The sequence below is a fragment of the Epibacterium ulvae genome, from assembly GCF_018678075.1.
In the GTDB taxonomy this organism is placed as follows: Bacteria; Pseudomonadota; Alphaproteobacteria; order Rhodobacterales; family Rhodobacteraceae; genus Epibacterium; species Epibacterium ulvae_A.
Window position 1 is genome coordinate 1 of record NZ_JAHHIR010000056.1, and the last position, 14,849, is coordinate 14,849.

Annotated in this window: 10 protein-coding genes and 5 pseudogenes; 11 read left to right on the forward strand and 4 right to left on the reverse strand. The window is 57.0% G+C overall.

From position 1 onward, the window contains the following. Positions 1 to 249: acetyl-coenzyme A synthetase N-terminal domain-containing protein (locus KMP13_RS13950; protein WP_285895548.1), on the reverse strand; the 249-nt coding region annotated here is incomplete at its 3' end. Between the two features lie 542 nt (positions 250 to 791). Here KMP13_RS13950 and KMP13_RS13955 point away from each other — a divergent pair. From KMP13_RS13955 to KMP13_RS13985, 7 genes and pseudogenes are all read left to right on the forward strand, one after another. Continuing rightward, positions 792 to 1,814 (forward strand): BMP family protein, encoded by a 1,023-nt coding sequence (locus tag KMP13_RS13955; RefSeq protein ID WP_215266497.1) that lies wholly within the window; start codon positions 792 to 794, stop codon positions 1,812 to 1,814. A 1-nt stretch (position 1,815) separates the two neighbouring features. Continuing rightward, positions 1,816 to 3,363, forward strand: coding sequence for an ABC transporter ATP-binding protein (locus tag KMP13_RS13960; RefSeq protein WP_215266498.1), 1,548 nt, complete (start codon positions 1,816 to 1,818; stop codon positions 3,361 to 3,363). Next, complete coding sequence (locus tag KMP13_RS13965) at positions 3,353 to 4,402, forward strand: ABC transporter permease (RefSeq protein WP_215266499.1); 1,050 nt, start codon at positions 3,353 to 3,355, stop codon at positions 4,400 to 4,402. Before KMP13_RS13960 ends, KMP13_RS13965 begins: the two co-directional genes overlap by 11 nt. A gap of 1 nt (position 4,403) precedes the next feature. Next, positions 4,404 to 5,348, forward strand: a complete 945-nt coding sequence (locus tag KMP13_RS13970; protein WP_215266500.1) for an ABC transporter permease — start codon at positions 4,404 to 4,406, stop codon at positions 5,346 to 5,348. Continuing rightward, positions 5,348 to 6,631 (forward strand): amidohydrolase family protein, encoded by a 1,284-nt coding sequence (locus tag KMP13_RS13975; RefSeq protein ID WP_215266501.1) that lies wholly within the window; start codon positions 5,348 to 5,350, stop codon positions 6,629 to 6,631. Before KMP13_RS13970 ends, KMP13_RS13975 begins: the two co-directional genes overlap by 1 nt. Positions 6,632 to 6,656: 25 nt before the next feature. Further along, positions 6,657 to 7,323: pseudogene (locus KMP13_RS21090) on the forward strand (IS6 family transposase). Positions 7,324 to 7,518: 195 nt separating this feature from the next. Further along, complete coding sequence (locus KMP13_RS13985) at positions 7,519 to 8,214, forward strand: aspartate/glutamate racemase family protein (protein WP_215266502.1); 696 nt, start codon at positions 7,519 to 7,521, stop codon at positions 8,212 to 8,214. A 68-nt stretch (positions 8,215 to 8,282) separates the two neighbouring features. On the opposite strand, the pseudogene KMP13_RS21095 reads toward KMP13_RS13985, so the two are convergent. Continuing rightward, positions 8,283 to 8,450, reverse strand: a pseudogene (locus tag KMP13_RS21095) (IS6 family transposase); the annotation flags it as partial. A 126-nt stretch (positions 8,451 to 8,576) separates the two neighbouring features. Between KMP13_RS21095 and KMP13_RS13990 the strand changes: the two are divergent. From KMP13_RS13990 to KMP13_RS14000, 3 genes and pseudogenes are all read left to right on the forward strand, one after another. Then, positions 8,577 to 8,963, forward strand: coding sequence for a transposase (locus tag KMP13_RS13990; protein WP_215266503.1), 387 nt, complete (start codon positions 8,577 to 8,579; stop codon positions 8,961 to 8,963). Further along, positions 8,960 to 9,262, forward strand: a pseudogene (gene tnpB, locus KMP13_RS13995) (IS66 family insertion sequence element accessory protein TnpB); the annotation flags it as partial. The gene KMP13_RS13990 and the pseudogene tnpB, both read left to right, overlap by 4 nt. A 108-nt stretch (positions 9,263 to 9,370) precedes the next feature. Beyond that, positions 9,371 to 10,105 (forward strand): annotated as a pseudogene (locus KMP13_RS14000) (IS66 family transposase); the annotation flags it as partial. Here KMP13_RS14000 and KMP13_RS14005 read toward each other — a convergent pair. Continuing rightward, a pseudogene (locus KMP13_RS14005) lies at positions 10,099 to 12,543 on the reverse strand (Tn3 family transposase); the annotation flags it as partial. The pseudogenes KMP13_RS14000 and KMP13_RS14005 overlap by 7 nt on opposite strands. Positions 12,544 to 12,884: 341 nt before the next feature. On the opposite strand from KMP13_RS14005, the gene KMP13_RS14010 reads away from it, so the two are divergent. Beyond that, entirely contained in the window at positions 12,885 to 13,448 is a 564-nt protein-coding gene (locus KMP13_RS14010; protein WP_215266504.1) for a recombinase family protein, read from the forward strand. Positions 13,449 to 13,560: 112 nt separating this feature from the next. Here KMP13_RS14010 and KMP13_RS14015 read toward each other — a convergent pair whose 3' ends face one another. Continuing rightward, on the reverse strand, positions 13,561 to 14,682 hold the full coding sequence (locus KMP13_RS14015; RefSeq protein WP_215266505.1) for an IS30 family transposase: 1,122 nt from the start codon (positions 14,680 to 14,682) through the stop codon (positions 13,561 to 13,563). Positions 14,683 to 14,849: the final 167 nt, after the last annotated feature.

Consider the following 14,849-nt stretch of genomic DNA (forward strand, 5'->3'; position numbering starts at 1 on the left):
ATTGGCCGCGACATTCAACGTGCCATCGGCAAACCAGTTGATCGAGACATTGCCGGGCGCAAAACTGACGTCTTTGACCTGGGTAAACGGTTTGATCCAATCCACCCGCTTCGCCTGCTCCCCCCAGAACCCCTCAGGGTCCGTGAGCGAGGCGGTGTACATCGTGTCGTAGGCGTCTTTGGTGACATTAGCCTGTGCAACGAATTCGGACGACGGTGCAAATGTGGCATTGGTGACGTCAGCAGTCATGCGATCTCTCCTCCCAAGAGCTGTGTTCGTTTGCTGCGTCCTCCAACGAGCAGCGTTATGTAAAGGATAGGAGAAATTGAAAAGAACTGAATAAATAACTGAAACAACACGGCAAAAATGTAAAATTACTTTCAGGATTAGGTGTAATTGGTGTAAATTAAGTTTCAAATCGGGAAAGTCTGTCGGAGTTTTCCGAGGGTTAGCCTTGTGTTCAATATGCGGTGGAAATCCCATGTTGTGGCATGGAGTACGGCGCAATTGCGCACAATTCAGGGTTGTTTGGACGCTAACGCTCTGCGCCGGTCAACTGGGGTGCTGTTAAAACGGAGCCATGGGGCGACGGATGCGTGGTAGTCCCAAATGCGATTCGTGCTGTGGAGTCCTTGCGACTTGAACCGGAAAAGCCTGCCCAATGGTCGGGCAAATGGGGCGGTTCTCATGCGAATTTTGCCGATTTCCTGCGCCAGAGTGAAAAATTTTTCCAACTGGTCAATAATTTGTGCACACTCACGCCAAAGATGACAACAACAGGGACCCGACTAATGAAACCGACCAAACCTCATTTCTCTCTGACCCGGCGCTCGCTTTTGGCGAGTGGGGCTGCGGCCAGCATGATCGCCGCGTTGAAACCCGGTGCGCTGATGGCGGCGGAACCGTTGAAAGTTGCGGGCATCTATACTGTGCCGGTCGAACAGCAATGGGTCAGCCGGATCCATGTGGCAGCGCTTGCGGCGCAGGACCGGGGCGACATCACCTATACCTACTCGGAAAACACCGCCAACACCGACTATCCACGGGTGATGCGTGAATACGCGGAACAAGGCATGGATCTGATCATTGGTGAGATCTTTGGCGCCGAGGCCGAGGCCCGCGAAGTTGTTGCGGAATACCCCGATGTGGCGTTTTTGATGGGATCGTCCTTCAAAGAAGACGCCGGGCTGCCAAACCTGTCGGTGTTTGACAACTATATCCAAGACGCGTCCTACCTGTCGGGCATCATCGCCGGTGCCATGACCAAATCCGCCAATATCGGCATGGTTGGTGGCTTCCCGATCCCCGAGGTGAACCGCCTGATGCATGCCTTTATGGCCGGTGCGCAGGAAATGAACCCTGATATCAAATTCCAAGTCTCCTTTATCGGGTCGTGGTTTGATCCGCCCAAAGCCAAAGAAACCGCCTATGCGATGATCGAGAACGGGTCAGACATGCTGTATGCGGAACGTTTTGGCGTGTCAGATGCGGCCAAGGAAAAGGGCGTTTTGGCCATTGGCAATGTGATCGACACCCAGTCGGATTACCCCGATACGGTTGTGGCCTCAGCCATCTGGCATTTTGAACCGACCCTGGATGCGGCGATTGCAGCCGTAAAAGGCGGGACATTTACCGCGGCTGATTACGGACTTTATTCCTTCATGAAAGAGGGAGGAAGCTCGCTGGCGCCATACGGGACGTTTGAGGGCAAGATCCCGCAGGCGGCGCTGGATCTGGTGGCGGCCAAGACGGCAGCGATCAAGGACGGCACATTTGCGGTGACGATCAACGACGAAGAGCCGAAATCCTCTTGATATGATCGAAAATTCAACGGCGCAGCATCCGGTGCTGCGCCTGTCCAATATTACCAAACGTTTTGGCAAGGTGATGGCGAACGAGGCTGTCAGCCTTGATCTGGTGTGTGGTGAAGTTGTTGCGTTGCTTGGTGAAAATGGCGCGGGCAAGACCACGTTGATGAACATCCTCTTTGGCCAATACGCGGCGGATGAGGGGTTTGTTGAGGTTTTTGGCACCCAATTGCCTCCCGGTTCGCCCCGTGCGGCGCTGGATGCGGGCGTGGGCATGGTGCATCAGCATTTCACCCTGGCCGAGAACCTGAGCGTTTGGGAAAACATCGTCCTGGGCACGCTGCCGTTGTTTGGGCGGTCCCTGGCGGCACGTGCGGCCAAGGCCAAGATCCGCGCTCTGTCAGAAAGCTTTAAACTGGCCGTGGATCCGAATGCTACGGTGTCGACCCTGACCGTGGGTGAACGTCAGCGGGTTGAGATTTTGAAAGCGCTGTATCGTGATGCCAAAATCCTGATCCTGGATGAGCCCACCGCCGTTTTGACCCCACAAGAGGCCGACGGCCTGTTTGCGACCCTGCGCGAGGCTGTGGGGCGCGGGCTGTCGGTGGTCTTTATTTCCCATAAACTGCATGAGGTTATGGCGATTGCCGACCGTGTGGTTGTGCTGCGCCATGGCAAGCTGGTGGCGGAACGCGCCACCGCCGATACCTCACGCGAGGAACTGGCGACCGTGATGGTGGGGGGCGCCACCAAAGCCCCCGAATTTGAAGCCCGCAGCGCCGGACCGGCTCTGTTGACTCTGGATCGCGTCTCTACCCAGGCCACCGCGAGTGAGACACCGCTGGACCGCGTCACTTTGAACCTGCATGCGGGTCAGATCACCGGATTGGCCGGGGTGTCGGGCAATGGGCAGGCGACGCTGTCGGATCTGATCTCAGGCTTGATTGCGCCGTCGCAGGGTCTGATGACCATCGCCGAGGGTGAGATTTCCGCCTGGTCGCCCCGTGCAGCCCTTGCCAAAGGCATCGCGCGCATCCCGGAGGATCGTCACAAGACCGGCACGATTGCCGATTTCGATCTGACCGAAAACGCAATGCTTGAGACCTATAATAGCACATTCGCCAAACGCGGTTGGATCAATTGGCGCGCCGCGCGCAAACACGCGGATCATCTGATCGAGACTTACGATATTCGCTGCCCCGGCGCGGATACGCGCATTCGGCTGCTGTCCGGTGGCAATATGCAGAAACTGGTGCTGGGTCGGGTGCTGGAAAACAACCCTTTGATCATTCTGGCCAACCAACCTGTGCGCGGTCTGGACATTGGCGCGGTCAATTATGTGCATGCCCGTCTGGGCGAGGCGCGGACCAATGGCGCGGCGATCTTGCTGATTTCGGAAGATCTGGATGAAATTATGAAACTCTCTGACGTGGTGCATGTGATGTCCGAAGGACGGCTGAGCCCGGCATTCGCGCGTGGTTCGATTGATGCCGCAGGGCTTGGTGCATGGATGGCGGGTGATGGGTTTGAGGAGCGCGCAGATCATGCGTCTTGAACCCATTGCAAATCCAACCCTGACCCGTCGGGTGCTGCCGCCTGCACTGGCGATTGCTACCAGTTTTGCGGTGGCGGCGTTTCTGGCGATGATTGCCGGGGGCAACCCGTTTCAGGTCTTTGGGTTGATCATCTCGGGCGCGGTGGGGTCGAAATTCGCCGTATTAGAGACGTTGAACCGTGCAACACCGTTGATCTTCACCGGGCTGGCTATATCGGTCGCGTTTCGCGCCAAGCTGTGGAACATCGGGGCCGAGGCGCAGCTTTATATGGGGGCGGTGGTCACCGTGGTACTGGGCACCGGCGCGCTTGGCCTGCCGGGGTGGGCGATGGTGCCGCTGCTGGCCGTTTTGGCGGTGATCGCGGGCGGCATCTTGTTGCTGATCCCGGCGCTGCTGAAAACCCGGTTGGGTGTCGATGAGGTTGTGACCACGCTTTTGTTCAACTTCATCTTTTTGTTGTTTGTCTCCTACCTGTTGGAAGGTCCACTAAAGGACCCGATGGGCATGGGCTGGCCCAAATCGGCGCGGCTGGTGTCCGAGGCGCGGCTGCCTCGGATCGTCGATGGGCTGCGGCTGCATTGGGGGTTCGGATTGGCGCTGATTGCGGCTGTTGGGATCTGGGTTGTCGACAAATTCACCACCTTGGGGTTTGAGATGCGCGCCGTGGGGCAAAACGCCCATGCGGCCCGGTTCGCGGGCATTCCGGTCAATCCGGTGATCCTGAAAACCGCGCTGTTGTCCGGTGGTCTGGCGGCCCTTGCGGGATTTTCCGAGGTCGCAGGGTTGAAAGGGTCGCTGACCCTCGATCTATCGCCGGGCTATGGCTATACCGGCATTGTTGTGGCGATGCTGGCCCTGTTGCACCCGTTGGGTGTGGTGGCGGCGGCTTTGTTTGTGGCGGCGATTTTTGTTGGGGCTGACAGTATGAGCCGCGCCGCGGGCGTGCCGACCTATCTGGCCGATATTATGCTGGCCTCGGCCCTGTTGTTGACGGTCTTGGCCATTTTGATCACCAAATTTCGCGTGCGGAGGGATTGAGATGGATATCCTCGAAATCCTATTGTCAGCCTCCTTTTGGGCGGCCGCCATCCGCATCGCCTCACCGTTGATCTTCGCCACGATGGGTGAGCTGATCTGCGAACGGGCCGGTGTTTTGAACCTCGGCATCGAGGGGATCATGGTCGCCGGTGCCTTTGCCGGGTGGATCGCGGTCTGGGCCGGGCTGCCCCTGTGGGGCGGCGTGGCGATTGCGATGATTGCGGGTATGGGCTTTGGCGCGCTGCATGGCGTGTTGTCGGTGCTCTTTGGCCTGTCGCAGCATGTGGTGGGGGTGGGGATCACGCTCCTTGCGACCTCGCTGACGTTTTACACCTATCGCGTGGCCTTGCCCGAAGTTTCGACCCCGCCCAAAATCGAGGCGTTCAAAGTGCTGGAAATCCCGCTGTTGTCGGATATTCCGATCATCGGCCAGGCGTTGTTTGCGCAGACGCCATTGACCTATCTGGCCTTTGGTCTAACGGCTGCGTTGGCATGGATCCTGTACCGAACGCCGCTTGGTTTGGCGGTGCGCGCGGTGGGGGAAAGCCCGGCCTCGGTCGCGGCGCAGGGTCTGTCGGTGGCGGCTATTCGCATGGGTGCGGTGATCTTTGGCAGTGGGTTGATGGCCGTGGGCGGTGCGTTCCTGACCATGTCGGCCTTTGACAGTTTCTTTTTCGACATGGTGAATGGGCGCGGTTGGATCTGCATTGCGCTGGTGGTCTTTGGCGCGTGGCGGCCGGGCAAGGCGCTGTTGGGCGCGATCCTGTTTGCCGCCTTTGATGCGTTCCAAATTCGCCTGCAACAGACCGGGATTGGGGTGCATGTACCCTATCAGATCTTCTTGATGATGCCCTATATTCTGTCCATTCTGGCGCTGGTTTTGATGTCACGCCGAGCCGAGGTTCCGGCCGCATTGATGGTGCCATTCAACAAAGGAGAGCGGTGATGTTGGACATTCTGGTCAAAGGCGGCACCCTGCCGGATGGCAGTCAACGCGATATCGCCATTCAAGGCGACCGGATTGTCGATGTCGCGCCGCAGATCACCGCCGAGGCAGGCGAAGTGATTGATGCCAGCGGAGATCTGGTGTCGCCGCCCTTTGTTGATCCGCATTTCCACATGGACGCCACCCTGTCTTATGGCACCCCGCGGGTGAACACCTCTGGCACCTTGTTGGAGGGGATCGATCTGTGGGGCGAGCTGCGGGATCTTGCCACGGTGGATGACATGGTCGAACGCGGGTTGAAATACTGCGATTGGGCGGTGTCGACGGGATTGCTGGCGATCCGCAGCCATGTGGACACCACGCCTGATCATCTGAACACGGTTACGGCCATGTTGGAGTTGCGCGACAAGGTCAAAGATTACATTGACTTACAACTGGTCGCCTTTCCGCAAGACGGGCTTTATCGGTCGCCGACGGGGCGGGATAACCTGTTGCGGGCGCTGGATATGGGCGTTGATGTTGTGGGCGGTATTCCCCATTTTGAACGCACAATGGGGGATGGGGCGGCCTCGCTGACAGACCTGTGCCAGATCGCGGCGGATCGTGGCCTAATGGTGGATATCCATTGTGATGAGACCGACGATCCGATGTCGCGCCATATCGAAACCTTGGCCTATGAGGCGACGCGGCTGGGGCTGCAGGGGCGTGTGGCGGGCAGTCACCTGACGTCAATGCATTCGATGGACAATTACTATGTCTCCAAACTGCTGCCACTGATTGCCGAGGCCGGGATCAGCGCCATTCCCAATCCGCTGATCAATATCGTGCTGCAGGGCCGTCACGACACATTCCCCAAACGGCGCGGGTTGACGCGGGTGAAGGAAATGCAGGCCATGGGCATCCCGGTGGGCTGGGGGCAGGATTGCGTGCTGGATCCGTGGTACAGTCTGGGCACGGCGGATATGTTGGACGTCGCCTTTATGGGGCTGCATGTGGCGCAGATGACCCACCCGGATGAAATGGTGCGTTGTTTCACCATGGTGACCGAGATCAACGCCCAGATCCTCGGGCTGCGAGATTTTGGGCTGCACAAAGGGGCGCAGGCCTCGCTGGTGGTGCTAGATGCAGGATCCGCGACCGAGGCGTTGCGCCTGCGTGCACCGCGACTGTTGGTGATGTCCAAGGGCAAGGTGGTTGCGCGTGGCGCACGCGGTGATGCGCAGCTGTCGTTACCGGGACGGCCGGAAACCGTGTCGCGACGGACCCCGCATTCTGGCGAGTGATTCAATATCGCCGCGCCTTTAGTCACTGATCATATTGTGCGCGGTGCGGATGTATATGCGATACCCGCTTTCTCATCAAGACGTGGCAGATCTGCTGGGGAACGTGGCGTGGATGTTGATCGCTCAACGGTCTTTCGTTGGGTCCAAAAATTCGGAGCCGAGCTGGCGAAACGCGCAGAACCTTATCTGCGGCATGCAAGCCTGAATTGGCATGTTAACGAAACCCACATCCGCGTGGGTGGAAAAAGGCGTTAGCTTTGGCGGGCCGTCGATAAAGACGGCCAGTTGATCGATTTCGGCCAACGGCGAGGCGCGATGCTAAGGCAACGAAAGCCTTTTTGAACAAGGCTGTCGAACGCGTCCGCCTTGACTGGCCTGTGTCAATTTATACGGACAAATCATCAGCTTATCGCAAGGTCATTCGGGGAATAATTAACAGGTATGATCCGCATTTTGACTACATCACCCATATCGACAAAAAATATCGAAACAATCGGGTTAAAAGCAATCATGATGCCGTCAAGATTTTGCTAGGTTACCGACAAAGCTTCCGAACATTAAGAAGTGCGAAGGCGACATTGCAGGGAATGGAAACTATCAGAACGACCAAGAGTGGTCATATTCAAAACCGGCAACACGGAGTGCGAGGAGAAGTCGCCTTCGCAAGCCAGCTATTTGGTTTGGCAGCATAAAAACAAAGTGTTAGCGTCATTCTGTGGCGACAGAACTTTATGCAACAGCCCCGTAGCGCGCGCCTTTTTACTAATTAAAGCGCTATAACTAGAATTATGTTAAAATACTTAGGCGGCGTTCGTAAATTGAAGATTAGTTCTCGATCCCGCTTTCATTCCTGTTAAAAACCCACATGTGTCACCAAAGGAACCATCATGGCTGCTCCGTTTCTTGGGATCTTGTCCTTGGACACCGCGTTTGAACGGATTGTTGGGGATATCGGCAATCCTGAAAGTTACCCTTTCCCGGCTTTGGTCCATATCGTCACTGGCGCGGACAGTCATATGATCGTTCAGGACAACCCGCCGCCGCCAGATCTGCTGCAGGGTTTCATTGACGGCGCGCAGCGGTTGGAGCGGGCTGGGGCGCGGGCGATTGTGTCTACATGTGGTTTCCTGATCACCTCTCAGGCTGAAATTGCCCAGGCGGTGAATGTCCCTGTCTTGCTGTCCGCCCTTTCGCTTTTTCCAATGGTGCAAGTGGCTTGCTCTGGTCGCATTGGGATCATCACCGCATCGCAAGCCTCGCTGGGGCCAAATGCGCTGGCGGCGGCGGGCACTGATGCCGGCGCGGTGGAGATCGCTGGTCTGGATCACATCCCGGAATTTGCCGAGACATTCCTGGCGAAGAAATCGTTGCAACGCACCACGCTTGACCCCGTTCTTATCGCGGCCAAAGTGGTCGCCGTGGCCGAGGATATGGTACGCCACAATCCGGAGATTGCGGCGGTAATCTTGGAATGTGGAAACCTGCCGCCATATGCAGATGCGATACAATCCGCGGTGAAGCGGCCGATGTTCCATTTGGGAGATGCGGCGGCCCATTTGATGGCTGCCAACGTTGGAGTCTGATCTCTGCTCACGCAGGGGGACTGTTGCATCAAATTTTCTCGCCACAGAATGACGCTAACACTTTGTTTTTATGCTGCCAAACCAAATAGCTGGCTTACGAAGGCGACTTCTCCTCGCACTCCGTGTTGCCGGTTTTGAATATGACCATTCTTGATCGTTCTGATAGTTTCCATTCCCTGCAATGTCACCTTCACACTTCTTTATGTTCGGAAGCTTTGTCGGTAACTTAGCAGCCTCTGTGCGTCGTCAGGAATTTCGGCACCAATGACAGCTTGAAGGTAACCGCCCGAATTTGGACCGCTTACCTCACCGCGTGATCAGATCTTGTAAGACGTCGTTATTGACGTGGTTAACGACGTCGTATGCGGCGAGGGCAGATTTTGCGACATGAGGTGATTGTTGGCGTCGAGCGCCGTCGGTTTTGGCCGGACGAGATGAAGCTGTCGATTTTGCGGGAAGTTGGTGTCTGCGGCGCGACCGTGACCGATATTGCCCTGCGTCATGATGTGACCCGACAGCACATCTATCAGTGGCGACGACAAATGAAAGACAAGGGGCTCTGGCCGGAGCTGGAGGGCATTTCTTTTCTGGCTCTGGATGCGCCAGAGCAACCGGTGACGTCCTTGCCCAAAACTGAAGGTAATTTGCCCGCTGAGATTGGCTTTGCAAATGGCCGCACACTGCGTTGCCCACCCGGCATGGCCGAGGCGGATATCATGGGGTTGATCCGGCTGGTCGAAACGGCATGATCGGGCCCGGCACGGGTGTCCGTGTTTATCTGGCCTGCGGGACGACAGACATGCGCAAGGGGATCGCAGGCTTGTCGGCCTTGGCGCAGGATGTTCTGCGGCAGCGGCCCGCGAGTGGCGCAGTGTTTGCGTTCCGAGGGCGCAAGGGAGATCGGATCAAACTCTTGTATTGGGATGGCCATGGGTTTTGCCTGTATTACAAAGTACTGGAGAAAGGGCGCTTTCCTTGGCCCTCGGGGCAAGATGGGAGTGCGCGCCTCACATCGGCACAATTGGCCATGCTGTGGGAAGGTATCGATTGGCGGCGTCCGGACTGGTGGGGCGCCGCCTGCGCGCGTCGGGTAAATTACCGCGCTGATATTGCTTGTTTTTATGGTCCTTTGTGGCGGATCGTGGTAGTCATGCGCATGTCCGAAGGCACTGCACCTCTTTCCAATGATCCCGCTGATTTGAGAGCCACCATTGCCTCTTTGGAGGCGGAGAATGCCAAGCTCTCAGCCACATTGCGCGCCCATGATCTATTGGTTCAGACCCTGCGCACGCGGATCGCGAAGCTGCAGAAGCAGGCCTTCGGTAAACGCTCTGAGAAAATCGAGCGCGAGATCGAACAGTTGTAACTGGCGCTCGAAGACCTGCAGATTGCTATGGCGGAGGCAGATGAAGCGGCGGGGTCGGATGCCGAGGACGACGCCACCCCGCCAAGCGAAACCGCCCCAGAAGCGAAACTACCGCGCCGCCGCCCGCGTATCTCGAAAGACGCCCCGCGCGAACGCCGGGAACTCGACCCCGGTGATAGCTGCCCGGATTGCGGTGGCGATCTGCGCGTTCTGGGTGAGGATGTCAGCGAGCTAATCGACATGATCGCAGCACAGCTGAAAGTCATCGAGATCGCACGGATCAAGAAGTCCTGCCGTCGCTGCGAGAAGATCGTGCAAGAACCGGCTCCGAGCCGCCCGATCCCACGCTCCATGGCCGGACCGGGCCTCTTGGCTTACATCCTCACGTCCAAGTTCGACGATCATGTCCCGCTTTATCGTCAGCACGAGATTTTTGAGCGTATGGGCGCCGATATCCCGGACACCACGCTGGTCGATTGGTGTGGCGCGGCAATGCGAACATTGGCACCCCTGATCGAGCGTATATCGGCATCGAGCAGCCAGTCGATGATGAACAGCGTGCGCTCTATGCGCCCGATTTCCCGGAGCGCCAGGGCAAGTTCATGCTGACGCGGATATGATGCGAACTTTCGTAAGAGCTGGCTTGGTGGCATGACGCCTGCCGCCATCGTGGCGACAGCACGAAAGATGTCCGGCCAATTCTCGACGATCAGTTTTTCTCTGACCTTGCTGCCGACCTGGCCACGCAATTCCTTTGGCGCATTGGCTGGATCGAACAGATAAAGCCGCTTAGAGGGCAGATCGCGTATACGGGGAATGAACCGATACGACAGTAGTGCGGTGACGGCGAAGACATGATCGGTGAAGCCGCCAGTGTCGGCATATTGTTCTTTTATCTTGCGTCCCGCCTCGTTCATCAGCAAGCCGTCGAGGATGTACGGGGCCTCGTTCACTGTCGAAGGAATGTTCTGGGTGGCGAACGGCCCAAACTGATCGGAGACATGGGTGTAGGCTTTAAGCCCTGGCTCGGAACCGTATTTGGCATCGCTTTCGATATGCCAACGCGACAGGCGAGAAAGCTGGAAATAGTCGTGGGAGCTCGTCGCCTCAGCCATCTTGCTCAGGCCCAGGTTCAATCCCTCGGCTAACAGCACGTTCAGCAGCCCGATGCGATCCCTGCAAGGAACGCCGGTGCGCAGATGGGTGAAAGCTTCGGTAAATCCGGTATCGTCATCGACTTCCTGCAGCAGATCGGTGATCCGAACCGCAGGCAGGCGGCCATAGAGATCGAGCACCATGGCATCGGCCTCGTCAGGTACGGACGCGGTCAATCGGTCTATTTTGAGAATGCCATTTTCTATGGACCCACCTGGGATCGCGCCCGTTCGCGCGGCTTTGGCTAGCCTCTCAAGCCCCTCACGCAGCCGTTTCTTGCGGTCTGCAAGCCAGACTTCCGGCTCGAATGGCATGGTTAGACGGGGTGTTGTTTGGGCAGCCGCCATCGGCACAAGTGCCTGTTTCAGGTCGGCGTAGCGCCGTGAATGTGGAAGCCAGATATCGCCGGATCGGAAGGCTTCGCGGATTTGGAACAGCACGGCGACTTCCCAAAACCGATTGTCATCGGGCTCCTGGGCGTTGAGATGGCGATGCCATTTTGATGTGCGGCGCAGAAAATTTGTCTCACGCGCCACGCCTGCTTTGTCATAAGCAACGATCTTTGCAGCCTTCATCAAGGGCGCGGCCACTGGTGCGCAGTGAATTTCGAGCGCGCGCAGCATGCGTGGCGCGTATCGCCGGAACCGATGATATCCATGAATGACATGCGCCAGGGCATCGGCGGCCATCGTATCGGTCAACTCGGCGGCTGTTGACACCATGCTTTCGAGACGTGTCCAGCCGCAGGCGGTCTCGGTTGCATCTTCGAGAGATGCGCCATCTCCCTTGGCTTCCAGCAGGGCCGCGCCGAGGTCTTTGAACGAACGCAACGTTTCCTGCAGGGATGATCTGGCATCCGCGATCCGCGCATTGCACAGTTTCTTGGCATCCCGCCAGGTCTTGCCGACGATCCGGTCATGGGTCTCGATCACAGCGTCAGTGATAGCGGCGACCCATTCGATTGCGCATACCGCGAGAGTCGCCAAACGCCGGTCGCTTGTGATGTCGCGCAGGCCATCTGCGAAGTACCTTTCACCCTGGCGGCGCAGGCGCGTGATCCGGTGAGGTGGAATGCCGTCCAGGGTATCAGGTGACAGTTTCAAGGCCTGCAGGAATTCCAGCAGAGCGTCCAGCCGGGATGCACCTGCTGAGTTGTTACCCACCTCGAACTGCCGCAACCAGACGAACCGGCTGACCTTGCCATCGGAGATCTCGGTCAGCAGAGCGTCCAGCCGTTCCTTCGTTTGGTCATCCAGCGTGGCGGCAATCCGGCTCTCTATTCTGCGCTCCGCTGCGACAAGCGCGTCGGCGCATAAACGCTCGATGACCGTGACGCCGGGCAGGATCGTCTGCGTCTGGCGGCATTCTTCGACAAACCTGCGCGCCAGGTCGTCGTTAGACCGGGCCGTTTCGGCCTGTCGCTCAAGCCAAGCCTTGAGGCACCGCGCACCCTGGCCCGAGAACATCTTGAAGCCATAAATCTGGCGAATGGCGTGCAAATGCTGCTGACGGGTTTGGCGGCGCGCAGCATAGGGCAAGATGTCATCGCCGGTCAGGCCAAGTTGAGCTGCGATGAAGCGCAGCACCTTTTCGGGGATGATCTCGTCAGACGAAAGAAGGCGTCCAGGATATCGCAACGCACAGAGCTGCAAGGCAAAGCCGAGCCGGTTTTCTGACCGCCTTCGGTCATTGATGTGCTCAAGGTCATCATCAGCGAGGGTGTAGTGGCGCAGCATTGACGCGTCGTCGGTTGGCAGGTCGAATAGTGCCGAACGCTGGCGCTCAGTAAGTATGGATCGTCTTGGCATGGAATTGTCCTCAAAAGGGTGTTGATAATTTTGAGACAATGCATAATATAAAGACGAATAATGAGACAGCTTGGGGTGCTTAAAGCCGTATCTTTGGTGTCGGCTTCAAACTGCCCCTAAAACGAACGGTTAAAAGACAATGACGTCACGGCTTACTGCAATGGCTACCGTGTTCTGGCCATGGATAATCATCGCTATGTGGGCCGTCATTTCTCTGGATCTGGATGACGGAGTTGATCGTTGGAATCTCGTCATTTTGATAACAGTTTCTCAGGTATGGGTTATTCCCGCCGTTATAATTTGGGTAATCGCCACGATCATCTCTGAGAGGCGAAACCGAAATGGCTAGAGCTGGCGATATTCTGGGTTACGCCCGGGTCTCGACTGCCGATCAAGACCTCAGCGGTCAAATCACTCGTCTCAAAGAGGCTGGAGCCATCCGCGTGTTCGAAGATGTGGTATCGGGCAAACAGTTTAACCGTCCGGGTCTATCCGCCTTGATGGATCACGCCCGTCCCGGTGACAGCTTGGCCATCATCCGGCTGGACAGGCTCGGACGTTCGCTCAAAGAACTTCTGGAAACCGTCGAAAACCTAAAAAAACAAGACATAGGGCTGATCAGTCTCGAAGAGCGCATCGACACGACATCCGCCGCCGGTGAACTCATTTTCCACGTCTTCGGAGCCATCGCCCACTTTGAACGTCGCCTCATCTCAGAGCGCACCAAAGACGGCATAGAAGCCGCTAGAGCTCAGGGCAGAAAACCGGGGCGACCTCCGCTCGAACTTGAAACCGTCTTGGCACTGCAGAACCTCGTCCAAGCCGGAATGACCGCCGGACAAGCAGCCAAACAACTCGGGATCGCAAGATCAACAGCTTACAGATTGATCAAGGAAACAGCGTAGCCGGAGCCAAGCGGCCTTACGGTGTCATTCTGCCCCCAGCCGGAACAGACCCCAATCTCCTCAGGTATCCTGCCGAGAAAATTCTACTTTTGGCAGCGATGGATTCAGCCGGTCACTGCAACAGCTGCTCTAGCTTACGTGCAGGCGACAGGAATCCCAAGGTTTTCCGTGGCCTGTTGTTTAGATGGTTTGCGATCTTATCCAAGTCTTGCTGTGAGTAGCTAGAAAGGCAGGAACCCTTAGGGAAATATTGTCGTAGAAGGCCATTGGTATTTTCATTCGTGCCGCGTTGCCATGGGCTGCTTGGATCGCAGAAGTAGACATCGATGTCGGTAGCGACGGTGAATTTCTGATGCGACGCCAATTCTGTCCCTCTATCCCACGTCAGGCTTTGTCTCAGCCGCTCGGGCAGTTCAGCCATTTGACGCGCCAAGGCGGGGACCACACGGTCTGTTTTCTTGCCTTCGACTTTAACCAAAAGCGTAAAGCGAGTCTGCCGTTCGACAACCGTGGCGATGTAGCTGTTCTGTGAACCGCAGATAAGATCGCCTTCCCAGTGGCCCGGAACGGCACGGTCTTCTACGTCAGCAGGCCTTTCTCTGATGGATAAGCCATCGATGATTTGCTGTCCTGAACCGGGCTTGTGCCCCTTTGCATGACGGAATTTGCGCTTACTTCTAAGATGATTACGCAGTTCTTTGCGCAGCAGACCACGTGTTTGCACGAACAGGCTTTTGTAGATTGTTTCGTGCGACACACGCATACATTCGTCATCCGGATACGTCAGCTTGAGCCACCCCGCAATCTGTTCCGGGGACCAATCTGCGCAGAGTTTGGCACCAACGAGATCCCTCAGCATTATGTTCTGATTAAGCAGAAATGGTTTGGGCCGCTGGCCGCGACGCCATGCGGACTTGTCTGCATGGGTCGCACGGTATCGTGCCCGTCCGCCGTTTTTGTTAATTTCTCGGCTGATCGTCGAAGGGCTACGGCACAAGGTCTTGGCGATGAAACGTGTGCTACACCCATGAGAAATGCCTCGAGAGATCTCCTCGCGCTCCTCCAAGCTCAAAGCTTTAGCACGCCGAATTCGATGCCGCGGCCGGATTCCACCATGATATTGCAGATACGAGAAAACAGTTGCGGGCGGTTTGTCGATAACCCGTGCAATCTTAGCCATCGGCGTTCCGCGTGGAAAGGAAGGGCAAATTACGGCGGGAAGGGGGGGGTCCATACGAAGGGGGGGGGGGAGGGAGACAGTCCTTCAAAGGAAAAGTTCTACACTGTGTTGAAGGTACAGGCGGAAGAGAACAACGGAAAGGGGAGGGGGGGAGGAGTGGAGGTTTGAGGGATGGTATGAAGGTCGGCACGGGTGTGGTCGTTGTCTTTCTCATCGTCCAT

Coding starts and splice junctions, on each gene's coding strand:
- KMP13_RS13955 (WP_215266497.1), top strand. CDS start 792: ATGAAACCGACCAAACCTCATTTCTCTCTGACCCGGCGCTCGCTTTTG.
- KMP13_RS13960 (WP_215266498.1), top strand. CDS start 1,816: ATGATCGAAAATTCAACGGCGCAGCATCCGGTGCTGCGCCTGTCCAAT.
- KMP13_RS13965 (WP_215266499.1), top strand. CDS start 3,353: ATGCGTCTTGAACCCATTGCAAATCCAACCCTGACCCGTCGGGTGCTG.
- KMP13_RS13970 (WP_215266500.1), top strand. CDS start 4,404: ATGGATATCCTCGAAATCCTATTGTCAGCCTCCTTTTGGGCGGCCGCC.
- KMP13_RS13975 (WP_215266501.1), top strand. CDS start 5,348: ATGTTGGACATTCTGGTCAAAGGCGGCACCCTGCCGGATGGCAGTCAA.
- KMP13_RS13985 (WP_215266502.1), top strand. CDS start 7,519: ATGGCTGCTCCGTTTCTTGGGATCTTGTCCTTGGACACCGCGTTTGAA.
- KMP13_RS13990 (WP_215266503.1), top strand. CDS start 8,577: ATGCGGCGAGGGCAGATTTTGCGACATGAGGTGATTGTTGGCGTCGAG.
- KMP13_RS14010 (WP_215266504.1), top strand. CDS start 12,885: ATGGCTAGAGCTGGCGATATTCTGGGTTACGCCCGGGTCTCGACTGCC.
- KMP13_RS14015 (WP_215266505.1), bottom strand. CDS start 14,682: ATGGACCCCCCCCTTCCCGCCGTAATTTGCCCTTCCTTTCCACGCGGA.